This window comes from Caulobacter sp. CCUG 60055 (assembly GCF_022750545.1).
Lineage (GTDB): Bacteria > Pseudomonadota > Alphaproteobacteria > Caulobacterales > Caulobacteraceae > PUIC01.
Window position 1 is genome coordinate 215,207 of the sequence record NZ_PUIC01000001.1, and the last position, 20,117, is coordinate 235,323.

A 20,117-nucleotide genomic window follows, 5' to 3' on the forward strand; every position below is an offset into this window, starting at 1 on the left:
GATGTCGCACTCGCTTATCGTATCCCTTCTGGTCTTCGCGCCGCTGCTCGGCGCGGTCGTCGCCGGCCTGTTCGGCCGGCGGATCGGAAACGTCGCCTCGCAGAGCGTGACCACCGGCCTGCTGCTGGCCGCCTGCGCCCTGGCCTGGACCACCTTCGTCGGCATGACCTGGGGCGGCTGGGAGCCGTTCACCGTCGCGCTCGCGCCCTTCATCCACGTCGGCAAGTTTGTCGCCGACTGGTCGATCCGCATCGACGCCCTGTCGTCGGTGATGCTGATCGTGGTGACCACCGTCTCGTCGCTGGTCCACGTCTACAGCTGGGGCTACATGGCCGAGGACGACAGCAAGCCGCGCTTCTTCGCGTACCTGTCGCTGTTCACCTTCGCCATGCTGTCGCTGGTCACCGCCGCCGACTTCATGCAGATGTTCTTCGGCTGGGAAGGCGTGGGCCTGGCCTCGTACCTGCTGATCGGCTTCTGGTTCAAGAAGCCGACCGCCAACGCCGCCTCGATCAAGGCCTTCGTGGTCAATCGCGTCGGCGACTTCGGCTTCGCCCTCGGCATCATGACCGTCTTCTGGGCCTTCGGTTCGATCAAGTTCGCCGAGATCTTCCCCCAGATCGCCTCGCACGCCCACCTGGCCTGGACCTTCGCCGGCCGCCAATGGCCGCTGATCGACCTCGCCTGCGCGCTGCTGTTCGTCGGCGCCATGGGCAAGTCGGCGCAGTTCTTCCTGCACACCTGGTTGCCTGACGCCATGGAGGGCCCGACCCCGGTCTCGGCCCTGATCCACGCGGCGACCATGGTCACCGCCGGCGTCTACATGGTCTGCCTGCTGTCGCCGATGTTCGAGTACGCGCCGGTCGCCAAGCAGATCGTCACCGTCATCGGCGCTGTGACGGCCCTGTTCGCCGCCACCGTCGGCCTGGCGCAGAACGACATCAAGCGCGTCATCGCCTATTCGACCTGTTCGCAGCTCGGCTACATGTTCTTCGCCGCCGGCGTCGGCGCCTATCAGGGCGCGATGTTCCACCTGTTCACGCACGCCTTCTTCAAGGCGCTGCTGTTCCTGGGCGCCGGCTCGGTGATCATGGGCATGCACCACGAGCAGGACATGCGGAAGATGGGCGGCCTGTGGCGGCTGATGCCGATCACCTATGCGGTGATGCTCATCGGCACCATCGCCATCACCGGCATGGGCCTGCCGGGGCTGGAGCTCGGCTTCGCCGGCTTCTATTCGAAGGACGCCATCATCGAGAGCGCCTTCGTCGCCGGCCAGCACAATCCGGTCGGCATGTTCGCCTTCATCATCGGCGTCATCGTCGCCGGCCTGACCGCCTTCTATTCCTGGCGCCTGGTGTTCATGACCTTCCACGGCCACGCCAAGTGGGGACACGACCACCATGCCGACGACCATGGCCACGCTCACGACGACGGCCATCACGCCGCCCATGACGACCATCACGGCCATGGCCACGACCACAAGCCGCACGAGAGCCCGTGGGTGGTGATCCTGCCGCTGCTGGCGCTGTCGGTCGGCGCGATCTTCGCCGGCGGCGTCTTCGTCGAGAAGTTCATCGGCGAAGAGCGCGGCGAGTTCTGGGGCAAGGCCATCTTCACCGGCGCGGGCAACACCGTGCTCGAGAACCTGCGCCACATTCCGGAGTGGGTGACGCTGGCTCCGCTGGTCGTCTCGGTGATCGGCCTCATCGCCGCCTGGTACGTCTACGTCCTGCGCGAGGGCATGGGCGCTCGGATCGCCGCCGGGAAGGGGCCGCTGTGGACCTTCTTCTACAACAAGTGGTTCTTCGACGAGCTGTACGAGGCGACCTTCGTGCGCGCCGCGCGCTTCCTGGGCGACCTGTTCTGGAAGGGCGGCGACCAGAAGGTCATCGACGGGCTAGGCCCCAACGGCGTCGCCGCGGCCTCCTATCTCGTCGGCCGCCGCACCGGCCGGCTGCAGACCGGCTATCTCTATCACTACGCGTTCGTGATGCTGCTGGGCGTCGCCGGTCTTTTGACCTACGCGATCCTGAAGTGGCGCTGAGGGAGCAACGACCATGACCGGCATCCTCAGCCTCACAACCTTCTCGCCGCTGGTCGGCGTGATCGCCATCCTCGCCCTGCGCGCCTTCGGCGGCGGCGGCGATCAGGCGGCGGTCAACCGCGCCGCCAAGTGGATCGCGCTCGTCACCAGCTTCGCGACCTTCGCCCTGTCGATCCTGCTGGTGTTCAAGTTCGACGCCGCCAACCCCGGCTTCCAGTTCGTGGAGGACCTGAACTGGTTCGCCGGCCTGCACTACCGCATGGGCGTCGACGGCATCTCGATCCTGTTCGTGCTGCTGACCGCCTTCCTGCTGCCGCTGTGCATCGCCGCCAGTTGGGACTCGATCGAGAACCGCGTGCTCGAATACCTGATCGCCTTCCTAATCCTGGAAGTGCTGGTCATCGGCGTGTTCTGCGCGCTCGATCTCGTGCTGTTCTATCTGTTCTTCGAAGGTCAGCTGCTGCCGATGTTCCTGATCATCGGCGTGTGGGGCGGAAAGAACCGGGTCTACGCGGCCTACAAGTTCTTCCTCTACACCCTGCTGGGTTCGGTGCTGATGCTGGTGGCGATCCTGGCCATGATCAGCATCGCGCACACCACCTCGATCCCGGCGCTGATGGCCTTCAAGTTCGCGCCGCAGGTGCAGACCTTCCTATGGCTGGCCTTCTTCGCCTCGTTCGCGGTGAAGATGCCGATGTGGCCGGTCCACACCTGGTTGCCCGACGCCCACGTCGAGGCGCCGACCGCGGGCTCGGTCATCCTGGCCGGCATCCTGCTGAAGATGGGCGGTTACGGCTTCCTGCGCTTCAGCCTGCCGATGTTCCCGCAGGCCAGCCAGCTGTTCACGCCGCTGGTGTTCGCCCTGTCGGTGATCGCCATCGTCTACACCTCGCTGGTCGCCTTCCGTCAGGTCGACATCAAGAAGCTGATCGCCTACTCGTCGGTGGCGCACATGGGCTTCGTGACCATGGGCATCTTCTCCGGCAACGCCTACGGCGTGCAGGGGGCGATCTTCCAGATGCTCAGCCACGGGGTGATCTCGGGCGCGCTCTTCCTCTGCGTCGGCGTGGTCTATGACCGCATGCACACCCGCGAGATCGCCTTCTACGGCGGACTGGTGAACCGTATGCCCTGGTACGCGGCGACCTTCATGCTGTTCACCATGGGCAATGTCGGCCTGCCGGGCACCTCGGGTTTCGTCGGCGAGATCCTGACCATGACCGGGGCCTACGGCGTCTCGACCTGGACGGCGATCGCCGCCGCCAGCGGGGTGATCTTCTCGGCGGTCTACGCGCTGACCCTCTATCGCAAGGTCATCTTCGGCGAGATGGTCAATCCCAAGCTCGCCGCCATCGAGGACCTCAACTGGCGCGAGGTGACGATCTTCGTCCCGCTGATCGCCGCCACCTTGATCCTCGGCGTGCAGCCCAACCTGATTTTCAACCTCACCACCGCCTCGGTGGACGGACTGGTGTCCGTCTACAAGGCCGCCGTGGGCGGGTGAGGGGAGCGTATCGATGAGCTTTTACAGCGCCCTTTCGCTGGCCTGGCCCGAGGTCTTCCTCGCGGTCTCGACGCTGGTCCTGCTGGTGGCGGGGGCCGTCGGCGGCAACCGTCTCAGCAGCCTGGTCTCGACCCTGGCCGGGCTCGCCCTGCTGGTCGCCGCCGCCCTGGCCTGGACGGCTCCGCACGGCAAGGCCTTCGCGGGCGGCTTCGTCTCCGACGAGGCCTCGGCCTTCGCCAAGGTGGCCATCTACGGCATGAGCGCCGTGGCGGTGCTGCTGGGCGACCGCTGGCTGACCCGGCTCAAGGCCAACCAGTTCGAATATCCCGTGCTGATCCTGCTGGCCGCCGTCGGCATGGGCATGATGGTCTCGGCCGGCGACCTGATCTCGCTCTATGTCGGGGTCGAGCTGCAGTCGCTGGCGCTCTACGTCATGGCCGCGTTCCGTCGCGACGACGCCAAGGCCTCGGAAGCCGGGCTGAAGTATTTCGTGCTGGGCGCGCTGTCGTCCGGCCTGCTGCTCTACGGCGCCTCGTTGATCTACGGCTTCGCCGGCTCGACCCATTTCGACGTCATCGCCAAGGCGGCCACGGGCGCCTCGAACACCGGCGTGCTGTTCGGCCTGGTGTTCCTGATCTGCGGCCTGGCGTTCAAGGTCTCGGCCGCGCCGTTCCACATGTGGACGCCGGACGTCTATGAGGGCGCGCCGACGCCGGTCGTCGGCTTCTTCGCCGCCGCGCCGAAGCTGGCGGCCATGGTGCTGTTCGCCCGCGCGCTCTACGATTCCTTCCCGCACGCCGCCGACCAGTGGCGCCAGGTGGTCATCGTCATCGCCGTGCTGTCGATGCTGCTGGGCGCCTTCGCCGGCCTGGCCCAGAAGAACCTCAAGCGCCTGTGGGCCTATTCGTCGATCGCCAATGTCGGCTACGCCCTGGTCGGGCTGTCGACCGGCACCCAGAGCGGCGCCCAGTCGATGCTGGTGTTCATGGTCCTCTACATGATCGACGTCACCGGCTTCTTCGCCTGTCTGTCGGCCCTGTCGCGGGGCGGCAAGCCGATGGAGACCATCGACGACATGGCCGGCCTGGTGCGCGAGCGGCCGGGCCTGGCCCTGGCCATGACCGCCTTCGCGCTGTCGGCCCTGGGCCTGCCGCCGTTCGCCGGCTTCTGGGGCAAGTTCTACGTGTTCAAGGCCGCGCTGGAATCCAACCTGGCCTGGGTGGCCGTGCTGGGCCTGGTGTCGAGCGTGGTGGCCGCGTTCTACTATCTGCGCCTGGTCAAGGTGATGTGGTTCGACGCGCCGGCCGGCAAGACCGACGCGGTCCCCGCCGACGCGCGCGGCGTGGCCTACGCCGCAGCGATCTTCTCCTGTCCAGTCGTGCTCGTCGCGCTGATCGGTCTCGACCCCCTGGCCAAGGCGGCCGCGGCAGCGTTCGGCCTGCACTAGGTGGCGGCGTCCGCCCCTGCGCCCATCCTTTGGCTGGAGGAGATCGACTCCACCAACGCCGAGGCGCGCCGGCGGGCTGAGGCGGGAGCTTCCGGTCCGATCTGGATCGCGGCCGAGCGCCAGACCGCCGGCAAGGGCCGGCGCGGCCGCGCCTGGGAGACGGGGCGGGACAATCTGGCCGCGACCCTGCTGCTGACCACCGACCGGCCGCCGGCCGAGGCGGCGCAGGTCTCGTTCGTCGCCGCGCTGGCGGTGGCCGACCTGGCCCGCGCCTACCTGCCCGAGAACCTCGTGCGGCTGAAATGGCCCAACGATCCCCTGGTCGCCGGGCGCAAGGTCAGCGGCATATTGATCGAGTCCGGCCGCCGGCCCGACGGCCGGCTGTGGCTGGCCTGCGGGATCGGCGTCAACCTGGCCACCCCGCCTGACGCGGCGGAGCGGCCGGCGACCAGCTTTTCCGAACACGCCCCGGGCGGGGCGCCGTCGCCGTCGCGGGCGCTGGAGGGGCTGGCGGCGGCCTTCGCCGACTGGCTGGCCATCTGGACGCAACAGGGCTTCCCCGCCATCGCCCGGGCCTGGACGGCGCGGGCGCACGGCCTGGGCGAGCCCTGCACGGCCCGGCTGGGCGAAGAAGGCGTCGACGGCGTCGCCGAAGGGCTCGACGACGACGGCGCCCTGCGCCTGCGCTTGCCGTCCGGTCAGATCCGCCGCATCACCGCCGGCGACGTGTTCTTTGGAGGCGTCTGATGCTGCTCGCCATCGAACAGGGCAACACCAACACCCTATTCGCCGTCCATGACGGCGCCGAATGGATCGCCGAATGGCGCTCGGCGACCGAATCCACCCGCACGGCGGACGAATACGCCGTCTGGCTGCAGCAGCTCCTGACCATGCGCGGGCTGTCGGTCGCCGACTTGACCGGCTGCATCATTTCCAGCGTGGTGCCGCAGTCGATCTTCAACCTGCGCAACCTGTCGCGGCGATACCTGCACGTCGAACCGATGGTCATCGGCGAGAACGTCGAACTGGGCGTGGCGGTGCGCATCGAGAAGCCCTCCGAGGCCGGCGCCGACCGGCTGGTCAACGCCGTCGGCGCCCATATCGCCTATCCGGGCGACCTGATCGTCATTGACAGCGGCACGGCCACCACCTTCGACGTGGTGGCGGCCGACGGCGGCTTCGAGGGCGGCATCATCGCCCCCGGCATCAACCTGTCCATGCAGGCCCTGCACGAGGCCGCGGCCAAGCTGCCGCGCATCGCCATCCAGCGGCCCGAAGGCAACCGCATCGTCGGCCGCGACACGGTCAGCGCCATGCAGTCGGGCGTGTTCTGGGGCTATATCAGCCTGATCGAGGGGCTGGTGCATCGGGTCAAGGCCGAGTGGGGCAAGCCGATGACCGTCATCGCCACCGGCGGGGTCGCCTCGCTGTTCGCCGGGGCGACGGATTGCATCGACAAGTTCGACTCCGACCTCACTATTCGGGGCATGCTCGAAATCTGGCGTCGCAACGCCCATCTGTCGGAATAAATGAAAAAGCGCAAAACCGAAGACGAACTCGTTTTCCTGCCGCTGGGCGGGTCGAACGAGATCGGAATGAACTTCAACCTGTATGGCTACGGGCCGGCCCACGACCGCAAATGGATCGTGGTCGACGTCGGCGTGACGTTTGGCGACCAGACCACGCCGGGCGTCGAGATCATCCTGCCCGACCCGGAATTCATCGAGGAGCATGCCGACGACATTCTCGGCATCGTCCTGACCCACGCGCACGAAGACCATATCGGCGCGGTCGGCTGGCTGTGGCCGCGCCTGAAGGCGCCGATCTACGCCACGCCGTTCACGGCCTATCTGCTGCGCGAGAAGCTGCGCGATCACGACCTGCTCGACGAGGCCGAGATCACCGAGGTGCCGTTGAACGGCTCGATCGAGCTCGGGCCGTTCGAGGTGACCCTGGTCACGCTGACCCACTCGATCCCCGAGCCCAACGGCCTGGCGATCAAGACGCCGCTCGGCACGGTGCTGCACACCGGCGACTGGAAGATCGACCCGGACCCGCTGCTTGGCGGCGTCACCGACCAGGACGCCATCCGCCGGCTCGGCGACGAGGGCGTGCTGGCCATGGTCTGCGACTCGACCAACGTGTTCGTCGACGGCGTCGCCGGCTCCGAGGCCGGCGTCCGCGACGCCATGAACACCCTGATCGGCTCGCTGAAGGGCAAGGTGGCCGTGGCCTGCTTCGCCTCCAACGTGGCGCGCATGGACACCATCATCCGGGCCGCCCAGGCCAACGGCCGCAAGGTCTGTCTGGTCGGACGCTCCATGCACCGCATGGCCGGCGCGGCGCGGCACGTCGGATTGTTCGAAGGCGTCGAGCCTTTCGTCTCCGACGTCGACGCCAAGCACGTGCCCGAGGATAAGATCCTCTACCTGTGCACCGGCAGCCAGGGCGAGCCGCGCGCGGCTCTGTCGCGCATCGCCGACGGCACCCATCCGCACGTCAGCCTGGGGCAGGGCGACCACTGCATCTTCTCGTCGCGGGTGATCCCCGGCAACGAGGTGCCGATCCGCAACCTGCAGAACAACCTCGCCGACCGCGGGGTGCGCCTGTGCACCGAACGGGACCACCCGGGCATCCACGTCTCGGGCCACCCCTGCCGCGACGAACTGAAGGAAATGTACCAGTGGGCCAGGCCGCAGATCGCGGTGCCGACCCACGGCGAGCGCCGCCATCTGCTCGAGCACGCCGCTTTCGCCCGCGACCTGCAGGTGCCGCAGCAGATCGCCCCGCGCAACGGCGACATGGTTCGCCTGGCGCCCGGCCGGGCCGAGATCATCGACGAGGCGCCGTCCGGCCGCCTGTTCGTCGACGGCGGCGTCCTGACGCCGGCCAACGGCGAGGCTCTGCGCGAGCGCCGACACGCCGCCTTCAACGGCGTCTTGACGGTCGCGGTGGCGCTCGACGCCCGCGGGCGCCTGACCTCGGGGCCGCAGGTGCGCGGCGTCGGCCTGCCGGGCGACGACGACTATCCCATCGAAGAGGCGCTCGACGACCTGGCCGAGATCGCCGAGGGCGCGCTGAAACGACTGGACGCCGACGAGCGCGAGGACGATACCGCTGTCGAACAGGCGATCGCGCGGGCGCTGAAGAAGGCCTCGCAGCGCGTCTGGGAGCGGCGGCCCATCGTCGAGGTGACCGTCCTGCGCATCTGAACTTGAGGACGTAAGCTCATGATCGGCAAGTTGAACCATGTCGGCGTCGCCACGCCCTCGATCGACGAGAGCATCAAGCTCTACCGCGACCTGCTCGGCGCCACCTCGATCACCGAGAAGCGGTCGATGGCCGAGCAGGGCGTGTCGTTCGTGTTCGTCAACCTGCCCAATTCGCAGATCGAGCTGATCGAGCCCTATGGCGAGAACTCGCCGATCCACGGCTTCCTGGCCAAGAACCCCAAGGGCGGCCAGCATCACGTCTGTTTCGAGGTCGAGGACATCTACGCCGCCCGCGACGAGATGAAGGCCAAGGGCGCGACGGTTCTGGGCGAGCCGCGCATCGGCGCCCACGGCACCCTGATCGTCTTCGTCCACCCCAAGGACATGGGCGGCGTGCTGGTCGAGCTGATGGAGACCCCGAAGGCCGGGGAGGGGGCGCACTGATGGGACTGGTCACAGGCATCGCCATCTACCTGACCATCTGGTGGACGGTGCTGTTCGCCGTCTTGCCCCTGGGCGTGGTCAGCCACGCCGAGGCGGGCCTCGACAAGGGCGACGGCGGCGATCCGGCCGCGCCGGTCGACCCCAAGCTCAAGCGCAAGTTCTTCACCACCACCTGGGTGGCCACCCTCGTGTTCGCCATCGTCTGGGCGATCATTCATTTCGGCCTGATCCAGCTGCCGTCGCTGCCCTCGCATCGCTGAGGCGAGAAGGGCGCCCGCCCAACGGGCGCCGGACCCGGAAAGCGCTCGGAAGCGCCCGGTTTTTGAGCGTGGACCGTCTTTGGGGGCGGCCGCGCGCCGCTCGCCGCGCGCCGCGCCGCCGATCGGGCCTAGGCTCGATCCATGGCCGTTTCGGCGGCCTTGTTCCGTGGCGTTTTCCCCGACGACGACTTGAGGCCGCCGACAGCAGATCGGCGGCCTTTCTTTCGCCCGCGTTGCCAAGCAGGCAAGGCGAAGGCTAAGTGGGGCGGTCCCAGTCCAGCCACGGATTCTGCTTTATGCGCCTGTCGCGCTATTTCCTGCCCGTCCTCAAGGAAACCCCGGCCGAGGCGCAGATCGTCTCGCACCGACTGATGCTGCGCGCCGGCATGATCCGCCAGGAGGCGGCCGGCATCTACGCCTGGCTGCCGCTGGGACTGCGCGTGCTGAACAAGGTCGAGCAGATCGTCCGTGAGGAGATGGACCGCGCCGGCGCCGTCGAGCTGCTGATGCCGACGCTGCAACTGGCCGACCTGTGGCGCGAGAGCGGCCGCTACGACGCCTACGGCCCGGAGATGCTGCGCATCCTCGACCGCCACGAGCGCGAGCTGCTGTACGGGCCGACCAACGAGGAGATGGTCACCGACATCTTCCGCGCCTCGGTCCGCAGCTACAAGGACCTGCCCAAGAACCTCTACCATGTGCAATGGAAGTTCCGGGACGAACAGCGCCCGCGCTTCGGCGTCATGCGCGGCCGCGAGTTCCTGATGAAGGACGCCTATTCCTTCGACATCGACGAGGCCTCGGCGCGGCGGTCCTACAACCGCATGTTCGTCGCCTATCTGAACCTGTTCGCCCGCATGGGCCTGAAGGCGGTGCCGATGCGCGCCGACACCGGCCCGATCGGCGGCGACCTCAGCCACGAGTTCATCATCCTGGCCGACACCGGCGAGAGCCAGGTGTTCTGCCACAAGGACCTGGTCGAGATGGGCGCGCCGGGGCCGGACGTCGACTGGGACGGCGACCTGCAGCCCTTGGTCGACCGGCGCACGGCGCTCTACGCCGCCACGGAAGAGATGCATGACCAGGCCCGCTTCGAGGCCGAGGCTCCCGAGGACAAGCGCCTGTCGGCGCGCGGCATCGAGGTCGGCCACATCTTCTATTTCGGCGAGAAGTACTCCAAGCCGATGAAGGCCACCGTGGCGGGGCCGGACGGGACCGAGCGGCCGGTGCACGGCGGCTCGTACGGCGTCGGCGTCTCGCGCCTGCTGGGGGCCATCATCGAGGCCAGCCACGACGAGGGCGGCATCATCTGGCCGGATTCGGTCGCGCCCTTCGGCGTCGGGATCATCAGCCTCAAGCCGGGCGACGCCGCCGTCGACGCGGTCTGCGACCAGGCCTACCGGGCGCTTTCCGCCGCCGGCAAGGAGCCGCTGTACGACGACACCAATGAACGCGCGGGCGGCAAGTTCGCCACCGCCGATCTGATCGGTCTGCCTTGGCAGCTGGTGGTCGGTCCCAAGGGCGTCGCCGACGGCGTGGTCGAGCTGAAGCGGCGCGCCACCGGCGAGCGCCAGACCTTGCCGCTGGAAGCGGCGCTGAAGGCGGTCGGCGCGTGAGCCAGGAGGTGCGTCCCGCCGCACCCTTCGGCGTGTGGGAGCGCACCGTCGCGGCGCGTTATCTGCGCACCAAGCGCAAGAACGGCGGCGTGGCGCTGATCTCGACCATCTCCTTCGTCGGCGTGATGCTGGCGGTGGCGGTGCTGATCATCGTCATGTCGGTGATGAACGGCTTCCGGGCCGAACTCCTGGGCCGCATCCTCGGCTTCAACGGCCATGCCTACGTCGCCGGCGGCGTCCTGACAGCCCCCGACCGCGAGCTGCGCCTGCGCCACATCCAGGCGGTGCCGGGCGTGATCCAGGCCGCGCCCCTGGTCGAGGGCCAGGTGCTGGTCCAGGGGCCGGCAGGGGCCCAGGGGGCCATCGTGCGGGGCATGGCGCCCGCCGACCTCAAGGCGACGAAGATCATCGCCGGCAACATCAAGCAGGGCTCGATCAAGGACTACGGCGCCGGCGAATACGGCGGCGACGTCATCCTGATCGGCGACCGCATGGCCGCCGCCATGGGGGTGGGGCCGGGCGACCAGCTGTCGCTGATCTCGCCGTCGGGCGGCGCCACCGCGTTCGGCGCCGCGCCGACGCGCAAGGCCTACACCGTCGGCGGCGTGTTCAGCGTCGGCATGAGCGAGTACGACCAGTCGTTCATCTACATGCCGCTGGAGCAGGCCCAGCTGTTCTTCGGCCGGGACCTCGCCGTCGACGTCATCGAGATCAAGCTGGCCGATCCGGACCAGATCGCCGCTCTGAAGCCGGCCATCGCCCAGGCGGCGGGAGCGGACTCGATCGTCACCGACTGGCGCGACAAGAACGCCCAGTTCTGGACGGCGCTGCAGGTCGAGCGCAACACCATGCGGCTGATCCTGATGCTGATCGTCGCCATCGCCGCCATGAACATCATTTCGGGCCTGGTGATGCTGGTGAAGAACAAGAGCCGCGACATCGCCGTGCTGCGCACCCTGGGGGCGGGGCAGGGGGCGATCCTGCGCATCTTCTTCATGTCCGGCGCCGCGGTAGGGGCGCTGGGGGCGCTGGCCGGTCTGGCGCTCGGCCTGCTGTTCTGCACCTACATCAAGGAGATCCAGCATTTCGTGGAATGGGTGACCGGCGCCGACGTCTTCAACGCCAATATCTATTTCCTGTCGTCGATCCCGGCCAAGATCGACTGGAGCGAAGTGGCGGGGGTGACCTTCTGGTCGTTGCTGATGTCGTTCGTCGCCACCCTGCCGCCGGCCTGGCGGGCCTCGCGCATCGATCCGGTCGAGGCCCTGCGCTATGAGTGAGCCGGTCCTGTCGCTGCGAGGCGTGGCGCGCACATACAAGACCGAGGCCGGGGCGCTGGAGGTCCTCAAGGGCGTCGACATCGACGTCCGCGCCGGCGAGATCGTCGGCCTGATCGGCCCGTCCGGCTCGGGCAAGTCGTCGCTGCTGCACGCGGCGGGCCTGCTGGAACACCCGGACGCCGGCCGCATCCTGGTCGAGGGACGCGACTGCTCCGACCTTGGCGACCGGGCCCGCACGCGGGTGCGGCTCGGCTCGATCGGTTTCGTCTACCAGTTCCACCACCTGCTGCCCGAGTTCACCGCCGTCGACAACGTCGCCCTGCCGCAGATGATCGCCGGCCGCGCGCGCGGCGCGGCGCGGGAGCGGGCGGCGGACCTGTTGTCCCAGCTCGGCCTCGACCAGCGCCTGGATCACCAGCCGGCACAGCTTTCGGGCGGCGAGCAGCAGCGCGTGGCCATCGCCCGGGCCCTGGCCAACCGCCCGCGCATCGTCCTGGCCGACGAGCCGACCGGCAATCTCGATCCGCACACCTCGATGGCGGTGTTCCAGAACCTGCACGACCTGGCCCGGGCCACCGGGGTGGCGGCGCTGATCGCCACCCACAACATGGAATTGACCAGGTACATGGACCGCGTTCTCGCCCTCGTGGATGGGCATCTGGTCGCCCACGTTCCGGCGTGACGGCCCGCGCGGCGTTGGTCCTTTCGGCCGTGGCGCTGCTCGGCGGCTGCGCCGGGACGGCCGGCGCCGGATCGACGGCCGCCTGCCGGCGGGCGGGCGGCGGCGAGATGGTGAAGGCCGAACTGCTGTTCGGTCGTGACGTCGCCGGCCGGGCGCCGGTCTCCGACGCCGAATGGGAGCGGTTCGTCGCCGAGGAGGTGACGCCGCGCTTTCCCGACGGGCTGACGGTGTTCGCCGCCACCGGCCAATGGCGCGACAGGGCGACCGCGGCCGTGGTGCGCGAGCCGTCGTTCGTGGTCCAGATCGTCGCCCCGGCCTCGGCCGAGGCGGACGCCCGCCTGGCGGCGATCCGCTATGCCTACAAGCAGCGCTTCAACCAGCAGTCGGTCGGCCTGATTCTGACCTCGGTCTGCGCGGCGTTCTAGGCGGAAAACCGCCCGTTCGCGCCGCATCGCGCTTGACTTGGAACAAAACGGGAATATAGAACAAATCAACAACAAACTGGAGATGTCCACATGATCCGCTTCGCGCGCGACGGCCTGGCTCTTGCTTCGGTGACCGGCTTCGTCTGGATGGTATGCTCTATGGCGCACATGGTCGCCTGAGTCGGCGTCGTCCTGGTTCGGCGTCTCAGGTGTCCCGGCTGGCGGACGCTTGGGAGAACGGGATGGCGGTTTCCGCGGATCAGGGATTTGTCCATCTGCGGGTGCGCTCGGCCTATTCCCTGCTCGAGGGCGCGATCAAGGCCGACAAGATCGGCAAGCTGGCGGCGGACGCCGAGATGCCGGCGGCGGCGCTGACCGACCGGGCCAATCTGTTCGGCGCCCTGGAATTCTCGATCGCCACCAAGGACGCCGGCGTCCAGCCGATCGTCGGCTGCGCGTTGCCGGTGTTCGGGATCGGCGACAAGGCGTCCGAGCGGTGGACGCGCATCCCCACCGTGATCCTGTTGGCCCAGAGCGAGCAGGGCTATCGCAACCTCACCATCCTGTCCTCGGCCGCCTATCTCGACGTGCCGGCCGACTCGGACCCCGGCGTGCCGTGGGAGACGGTCGAGGCCCATGCCGAGGGGCTGATCCTGCTGTCGGGCGGTCCCGACGGTCCGATCGATCCGCTGTTCGCCGCCGGAAAGGCGCCTGAGGCCGGCGCCGCCCTTCAGCGCATGCAGGCCGCGTTCGGCGACCGCTTCTATGTCGAGCTCCAGCGCCACGACATGCCCGCCGAGCTGGCGGCCGAGCCTGGCCTGGTCGCCTGGGCCTATGAGCACGACGTTCCTTTGGTCGCCACCAACGACGTCTATTTCGCCAAGCAGGACCTCTACCAGGCCCACGACGCGCTGCTGTGCATCTCCGACGGCGCCTTCGTCGGCCAGGACGAGCGGCGGCGGGTGACGGCCCAGCACTGGTTCAAGCCGGCGGCGGACATGCGCGCTCTGTTCGCCGACCTGCCGGAGGCCTGCGACAACACACTCGACATCGCCCGGCGCTGCGCCTTCATGGTGCAGAAGCGCGACCCCATCCTGCCGCGCTTTCCCACCGGCGACGGCCGTTCGGAAGCCGAGGAGCTGGCGCACCAGGCGCGCGAGGGATTGCGCCGGCGCATCGCCGTCCAGCGCGAGGCCGGCCACGAGCTGGCCGCGCCGGAAGACGACTACTGGGCCCGCCTCGACCGCGAGATCGACGTCATCCAGAAGATGGGCTTTCCCGGTTACTTCCTGATCGTTTCGGACTTCATCAAGTGGGCCAAGACCCACGGCATCCCCGTGGGCCCCGGGCGGGGTTCGGGCGCCGGCTCTCTGGTCGCCTACGCCCTGACCATCACCAATCTCGATCCGCTGCGGTTCGGCCTGCTGTTCGAGCGGTTCCTGAACCCCGAGCGGGTGTCGATGCCCGACTTCGACATCGACTTCTGCCAGGAACGCCGCGAAGAGGTCATCGCCTACGTCCAGGACAAGTACGGCGACGACCGGGTCGCCCAGATCATCACCTTCGGCACCCTGCAGGCCCGGGCCGTGCTGCGCGACGTCGGCCGCGTGCTGCAGCTGCCGCTGGGCATGGTCGACCGCCTGGCCAAGATGGTGCCGGCCAACCCCGCCAACCCGGTGACCCTGGCCCAGGCCATCGAGATCGAGCCGCGCCTTCAGCAGGCCAAGAAGGAGGAGGCGTCGGTCGAGCGGCTGCTGGAGACGGCGCTCAAGCTCGAGGGGCTCTACCGCAACGCCTCGACCCACGCCGCCGGCGTGGTGATCGGCGACCGCCCCCTGACCGAACTGGTGCCGCTCTATCAGGACCCGCGCTCCAGCCTGCCGGCCACCCAGTTCAACATGAAGTGGGTGGAAAGCGCCGGGCTGGTGAAGTTCGACTTCCTCGGCCTGAAGACGCTGACCGTGCTCGACCGGGCGGTGAAGCACCTGCGCAAGCGGGGCGCGGCGATCGATCTCGACCTGCTGCCGCTGGACGATCAGCCGACCTACGAGCTGATGGGGTCGGGCCAGACGGTCGGGGTGTTCCAGCTCGAAAGCCAGGGCATGCGCGACACCCTGCGCAAGATGCGCCCCGGCTCGCTGGAGGAGATCACCGCGCTGATCTCGCTCTACCGGCCGGGCCCGATGGACAACATCGACGGCTTCGTCGACTGCAAGTTCGGCCGCAAGCCCGTCGATACCCTGCACCCGTCGCTGGAGCCGGTGCTGCGCGAGACCTACGGCGTCATCGTCTATCAGGAACAGGTGATGCAGATCGCCCAGATCCTGGCGGGCTACAGCCTGGGCGAGGCCGACCTGCTGCGCCGGGCCATGGGCAAGAAGAAGAAGGAGGAGATGGACCTGCAGAAGGCCAGGTTCGTCTCGGGCGCCGCTGAAAAGGGGGTGCCGAACGCCCAGTCGGACAGCATCTTCGAACTGGTGGCCAAGTTCGCCGGCTACGGGTTCAACAAGTCGCACGCCGCCGCCTACGCCCTGATCTCGTATCAGACGGGCTGGTTGAAGGCGAACGCGCCGGTCGAGTTCCTGGCCGCGTCGATGAGCCTCGATATCTCCAACACCGACAAGTTGGCGGTGTTCTACCAGGACGCCAAGCGCATGGGCGTCAAGGTGCGCAGCCCGGACATCAACCGTTCGGGGGCCGACTTCGAGGTCGAGGACGGCGAGGTCCTCTACGCGCTGGGCGCGATCCGCAACGTCGGCCTCGACGCCATGAAGCACGTGGCGGCGGTGCGGGAGGAGGGCGGACCCTTCCGCGACCTGTTCGACTTCGTCGAGCGCGTCGATCCCAAGCAGGTCAACAAGCGCGCCCTGGAGAACCTGGCCAGGGCCGGGGCCTTCGACACCTTCCACGCCAACCGCGCGCAGATCGTCGCCTCGGCGGACGCCTTGATGGCCTATGCGCAGAGCGTGGCGGCGGAGCGGGCCTCGTCCCAGACCAACCTGTTCGGCGGCGATCAGGTCGAGGCGGGGCGCCCGCGTCTGCTGCGCATCGAGCCGTGGACCCAGCCCGACCAGCTCGACGAGGAGCTGTCGGCGGTCGGCTTCTACCTGACCGGCCACCCGCTCGAAGACATGGTCGAGATGCTGCGCCGCCGGCGCACGACCCTTCTCGCCGATGCGCTGATCCAGGCCGAGAGCGGCATGGAGGCGTTCCGCATGGCCGGCGTGGTCCGGCGCAAGCAGGAACGGGCCTCGGCCCGCAGCGGCGACAAGTTCGCCTTCGTCACCTTCTCGGACCCGACCGGCGAGTTCGAGGTGCTGTTCCCGCCGGAATCCCTGCGCCGTTGCCGCGAGGTCCTGGAGGTCGGCAAGGCGGTGGCGGTCAAGGTCCGCGCCAAGTCCAACGAAGGCGAGGTGCGTTTCTTCGGCGACGACGCCGAGCCGATCGAGCGGGCGATCGAGAACGTCGCCGCCTCGCTGCGCATCCATCTGTCGCCGCGCTCGGCCGAGATCGACGTGCTCAAGCGCCGGCTCGACGCGGCGGCGGGCGGGCGCGGCGGCGAGGTCGTGCTGGTGGCCGCCATCGAGGGCGGCCGCGAGATCGAGATGAAGCTGCCCGGGCGCTTCGCCCTCGACGCGGCCTTGCGGGGCGCCTTGAAGACCGCCCCGGGGGTCACCTATCTGGAAGACGTCTAGGGGCGTTCCCTCGGCGCGAAGGCTTGCCTTTTCGCAGACTTGCGCTTAGAAGCGCGCCCATCTCACACGCAGGCGTTCGGCGTCGTCGGGTCAATCCCCGCGTTCGTCCGTTCCGGTCCCGCTCCGAGTTCGTCGGAAAGGGGTTTGCCTGCGGAGGCGCAACCGGAAGAAGGAACAGATCTTATGGCGCTTCCCGAATTCTCCATGCGGCAACTGCTGGAAGCCGGCGCTCACTTCGGCCACCAGACCCACCGCTGGAACCCGAAGATGGACCGCTACATCTTCGGCAGCCGCTCGAACATCCACATCATCGACCTGTCGCAGACCATCCCGCTGCTGCATCAGGCGCTGGTGAAGGTCCGCGAAGTCGCCGCCGGCGGCGGCCGGGTGCTGTTCGTCGGCACCAAGCGTCAGGCTTCCGACCCGGTCGCGGTCGCGGCCAAGCGCTGCGCCCAGTACTATGTCAACCACCGCTGGCTCGGCGGCACCCTGACCAACTGGCGCACCATCTCGGGCTCGATCGCCCGCCTGCGCGAACTGGAAACGGTGCTGGACGCCGGCGGCGACGGCCGCGTCAAGAAAGAGCTGCTGCAGATGACGCGCGAGCGCGAGAAGCTCGAGCTGTCGCTGGGCGGCATCAAGGACATGGGCGGCATCCCCGACCTGATGTTCGTGATCGACACCAACAAGGAAGCGATCGCGATCCAGGAAGCGCGCAAGCTGAACATCCCGGTCGTGGCCATCCTCGACACCAATTGCGATCCGGACGGCATCACCTATCCGATCCCGGGCAACGACGACGCCGCCCGCGCCCTGCAGCTGTACTGCGACCTGATCGCCGATTCGGTGCTGGACGGCCTAGCCGCCGGCCAAGTGTCGCTGGGCGTCGACCTGGGCGCTTCCGAAGCGCCGCTGGAGCCGACCCTGCAACGCGAACTGACCCCCGCTCCGGAAGCGGTCGAGCAGACCGAAGCCGCGCTGGAAGCGGTCAAGGACGAACCCGCGGCGAGCTGAGGCCCGAAAAGGCGTCATCGCTGCTGACTACGACTTGTCGACCGGGGCCCGCGGCCCCGGTCGTTCATCTGTTTATCTAGGAGGATTGCCATGGCGGAGATCACGGCCGCGTTGGTGAAGGAACTGCGCGAAACGTCCGGCGCAGGCATGATGGACTGCAAGAAGGCGCTGACCGAGAACAACGGCGACATCGAAGCCGCGATCGACTGGCTGCGCACCAAGGGCCTGTCCAAGGCCGCCAAGAAGGCCGACCGCGTCGCCGCCGAGGGCCTGGTGGCCATCGCCGTGCGCAAGGACGGCGCCGGCATGACCGCCGCCGTGGTCGAGGTCAACGCCGAGACCGACTTCGTCGCCCGCAACGAGCTGTTCCAGAACGCCGCCCGCAAGATCGCGACGGTGGCCCTGGACGTCGAGGGCGTCGAGGCGATCAACGCCGCCAAGACCGCGGACGGCGAGACCGTCGGCGACCTGCTGACCAACCTGATCGCCACCATCGGCGAGAACATGATGGTCCGTCGTTCGGCCCGCTTCGTCGTCGGCCAGGGCGCCGTTGCGTCCTACATCCACAACGCCACCGCGCCGGACCTCGGCCGCATCGGCGTGCTGGTGGCCATCGAAGGCGCCGGCGACCAGGCCAAGATCCAGGAACTGGGCCGCAAGATCGCCATGCACGTGGCCGCCACCCAGCCGCTGGCCCTGTCGACCGACGAGCTTGACCCGGCGGCGGTGGAGCGCGAGCGCGCCATCTTCACCGAGCAGGCGCTGGCTTCCGGCAAGCCGGAAAGCGTCGTCGAGAAGATGGTCGAAGGCCGCATCCGCAAGTTCTATGAGGAAGTGATCCTGTTGAAGCAGGCCTTCGTCATGAACCCCGACCAGACGGTCGAGCAGCTCGTCGCCGAAACCGGCAAGGAGCTGGGCGCGCCGTTGACGGTCAAGGGCTTCATCCGCCTGGGCCTGGGCGAGGGGGTCGAGAAGAAGGCCGACGACTTCGCCGCCGAAGTGGCGAGCCTGACCGGCCAGGGCTGATCCCTGCGACAACGAGGAGGGCGCGGCGCGTTCGACGCGCGCCGCGCCCTTCGGCTATCTTGTTCCGGACGAGTCGTCCGCACGCTTACGATGTGAAGAGCCCGCGCCCATGACCACACCCGCCAAGCCGCCGCGTTACCGTCGGGTGCTGCTCAAGGTTTCTGGCGAGGTGCTGATGGGCGACACGCCCTACGGCATCGACATGAAGACGGTCGGCCAGGTGGCCGAGGACATCGCCGAGATCGTCCGCCACGGCGTCGAGCTGTGCCTGGTGATCGGCGGCGGCAACATCTTCCGCGGCCTGGCCGGGGCGGCCAAGGGCATGGAGCGCGCCAGCGCCGACTATATGGGCATGCTAGCCACGGTGATGAACGCCCTGGCCATGCAGGACGCGCTGGAGCGCGTCGGCGTCCAGACCCGCGTGCAGTCGGCCATCCCGATGGCCTCGGTGTGCGAGCCCTACATCCGCCGCCGCGCCCAGCGGCACCTGGAAAAGGGCCGGGTGGTGATCTTCGCCGCCGGCACCGGCAACCCGTTCTTCACCACCGACACCGGCGCGGCCCTGCGCGCGGCCGAGATGGGTTGCGACGCCCTGTTCAAGGGCACCAGCGTCGATGGCGTCTATACGGCCGACCCCAAGAAGCATCCCGACGCCAAGCGGTATGACCAACTGAGTTACCTCGAGGTCCTGGCGCAGGACCTGCGAGTAATGGATGCGTCGGCCATCAGCATGATGCGCGACAGCGGCATTCCGATCGTCGTATTCTCGATCCGTGAGCGCGGGGCGTTCCTCGATGTTCTCACCGGGGACGGCGTCCACACCGTCATCTCCGAAGATCGCCACGATCCCAAATAAGAAAGGGGCGCAACATGGCCGCAACTGAGAAGCCCGTGCTGTCGAAGTATCGCGACCGGATGGACAAGGCCGTCGCCGCGCTGAAGGAGGAGTTCGGCTCCCTGCGCACCGGCCGCGCTTCGGCCGGCCTGCTCGACCAGGTGATGGTCGAGGCCTACGGCTCCACCGTCCCGATCAATCAGGTGGGCGCCGTCAGCGTGCCCGAGCCGCGGTCGCTGTCGGTCAGCGTCTGGGACCGCGGCCTGGTGGTCTCGGTCGAGAAGGCCATCCGCAACGCCGGCCTCGGGCTCAACCCCGTGGTCGAAGGCCAGAACCTGCGGGTTCCGATCCCGCCGCTGACCGAAGAGCGCCGCAAGGACCTGGCCAAGCTGGCTAGCAAGTACGCCGAGCAACAGCGCATCGCCATCCGCAATGTCCGCCGCGACGCCAACGACGACCTCAAGAAGGCCCAGAAGGACAGCGTCATCACCGAGGACGAGCTGAAGCGCATGGAAGGCGAGGTCCAGGGGTTCACCGACGGCGCCATCAAACGCGTCGACGAAGCCTTGAAAACCAAAGAACAAGAGATCATGCAGGTTTAAGGCGCATCGGCGCCGGTGACGCGCCGGC

At 68.2% G+C, this 20,117-nt stretch carries 18 protein-coding genes; all 18 read left to right on the forward strand.

Annotated elements, in window-relative coordinates; all coding sequences use genetic code 11:
- The first annotated feature begins 1 nt into the window (after nucleotide 1).
- The 18 genes from nuoL to frr all read left to right on the forward strand — a co-directional run bounded on the left by nuoL (nucleotide 2) and on the right by frr (nucleotide 20,089).
- Nucleotides 2–2,047, forward strand: a complete 2,046-nt coding sequence (nuoL, locus tag C5708_RS00990) for an NADH-quinone oxidoreductase subunit L (protein ID WP_242916873.1) — start codon at nucleotides 2–4, stop codon at nucleotides 2,045–2,047.
- A gap of 13 nt (nucleotides 2,048–2,060) precedes the next feature.
- Nucleotides 2,061–3,551, forward strand: a complete 1,491-nt coding sequence (locus C5708_RS00995; RefSeq protein WP_242916874.1) for an NADH-quinone oxidoreductase subunit M — start codon at nucleotides 2,061–2,063, stop codon at nucleotides 3,549–3,551.
- 13 nt (nucleotides 3,552–3,564) lie between these two features.
- The gene (gene nuoN / locus C5708_RS01000; RefSeq protein WP_242916877.1) at nucleotides 3,565–4,998 is read left to right on the forward strand and encodes an NADH-quinone oxidoreductase subunit NuoN; all 1,434 of its coding nucleotides are present in this window, start codon (nucleotides 3,565–3,567) and stop codon (nucleotides 4,996–4,998) included.
- Complete coding sequence (locus C5708_RS01005) at nucleotides 4,999–5,745, forward strand: biotin--[acetyl-CoA-carboxylase] ligase (protein WP_242916879.1); 747 nt, start codon at nucleotides 4,999–5,001, stop codon at nucleotides 5,743–5,745.
- The gene (locus C5708_RS01010; RefSeq protein ID WP_242918026.1) at nucleotides 5,742–6,527 is read left to right on the forward strand and encodes a type III pantothenate kinase; all 786 of its coding nucleotides are present in this window, start codon (nucleotides 5,742–5,744) and stop codon (nucleotides 6,525–6,527) included. Before C5708_RS01005 ends, C5708_RS01010 begins: the two co-directional genes overlap by 4 nt.
- Nucleotides 6,528–8,210, forward strand: coding sequence for a ribonuclease J (locus C5708_RS01015; protein WP_242916881.1), 1,683 nt, complete (start codon nucleotides 6,528–6,530; stop codon nucleotides 8,208–8,210). It begins immediately after the preceding gene.
- A gap of 18 nt (nucleotides 8,211–8,228) precedes the next feature.
- Nucleotides 8,229–8,654 carry a methylmalonyl-CoA epimerase gene (mce, locus tag C5708_RS01020; protein WP_242916883.1) on the forward strand — a complete coding sequence of 142 codons (426 nt, stop codon included), beginning with the start codon at nucleotides 8,229–8,231 and terminating at the stop codon, nucleotides 8,652–8,654.
- A complete protein-coding gene (locus tag C5708_RS01025; protein WP_242916885.1) occupies nucleotides 8,654–8,914 on the forward strand; it encodes a DUF1467 family protein in 261 nt (86 codons plus the stop codon). Before mce ends, C5708_RS01025 begins: the two co-directional genes overlap by 1 nt.
- A 296-nt stretch (nucleotides 8,915–9,210) precedes the next feature.
- Nucleotides 9,211–10,530, forward strand: coding sequence for a proline--tRNA ligase (gene proS, locus C5708_RS01030; RefSeq protein WP_242916886.1), 1,320 nt, complete (start codon nucleotides 9,211–9,213; stop codon nucleotides 10,528–10,530).
- Nucleotides 10,527–11,810: a lipoprotein-releasing ABC transporter permease subunit gene (locus C5708_RS01035; protein ID WP_242916896.1), complete on the forward strand. Its 1,284-nt coding sequence runs from the start codon at nucleotides 10,527–10,529 to the stop codon at nucleotides 11,808–11,810. Before proS ends, C5708_RS01035 begins: the two co-directional genes overlap by 4 nt.
- Complete coding sequence (locus C5708_RS01040; protein WP_242916898.1) at nucleotides 11,803–12,492, forward strand: ABC transporter ATP-binding protein; 690 nt, start codon at nucleotides 11,803–11,805, stop codon at nucleotides 12,490–12,492. The genes C5708_RS01035 and C5708_RS01040 overlap by 8 nt, the downstream gene beginning before the upstream one ends.
- Nucleotides 12,493–12,506: 14 nt before the next feature.
- Complete coding sequence (locus C5708_RS01045; RefSeq protein WP_242916900.1) at nucleotides 12,507–12,917, forward strand: DUF3574 domain-containing protein; 411 nt, start codon at nucleotides 12,507–12,509, stop codon at nucleotides 12,915–12,917.
- Nucleotides 12,918–13,007: 90 nt separating this feature from the next.
- Nucleotides 13,008–13,097, forward strand: a complete 90-nt coding sequence (sidA, locus tag C5708_RS01050) for a cell division inhibitor SidA (RefSeq protein WP_242916902.1) — start codon at nucleotides 13,008–13,010, stop codon at nucleotides 13,095–13,097.
- A 62-nt stretch (nucleotides 13,098–13,159) separates the two neighbouring features.
- The gene (gene dnaE / locus C5708_RS01055; RefSeq protein ID WP_242916904.1) at nucleotides 13,160–16,612 is read left to right on the forward strand and encodes a DNA polymerase III subunit alpha; all 3,453 of its coding nucleotides are present in this window, start codon (nucleotides 13,160–13,162) and stop codon (nucleotides 16,610–16,612) included.
- A gap of 183 nt (nucleotides 16,613–16,795) precedes the next feature.
- Nucleotides 16,796–17,626 carry a 30S ribosomal protein S2 gene (gene rpsB, locus C5708_RS01060; protein ID WP_242916906.1) on the forward strand — a complete coding sequence of 277 codons (831 nt, stop codon included), beginning with the start codon at nucleotides 16,796–16,798 and terminating at the stop codon, nucleotides 17,624–17,626.
- Nucleotides 17,627–17,716: 90 nt separating this feature from the next.
- Nucleotides 17,717–18,652, forward strand: coding sequence for a translation elongation factor Ts (gene tsf / locus C5708_RS01065; protein ID WP_242916908.1), 936 nt, complete (start codon nucleotides 17,717–17,719; stop codon nucleotides 18,650–18,652).
- 109 nt (nucleotides 18,653–18,761) lie between these two features.
- Nucleotides 18,762–19,508 (forward strand): UMP kinase, encoded by a 747-nt coding sequence (pyrH, locus tag C5708_RS01070; protein WP_242916917.1) that lies wholly within the window; start codon nucleotides 18,762–18,764, stop codon nucleotides 19,506–19,508.
- Nucleotides 19,509–19,522: 14 nt separating this feature from the next.
- Nucleotides 19,523–20,089: a ribosome recycling factor gene (frr, locus tag C5708_RS01075; protein ID WP_242916918.1), complete on the forward strand. Its 567-nt coding sequence runs from the start codon at nucleotides 19,523–19,525 to the stop codon at nucleotides 20,087–20,089.
- The last annotated feature ends 28 nt before the right edge of the window (nucleotides 20,090–20,117 follow it).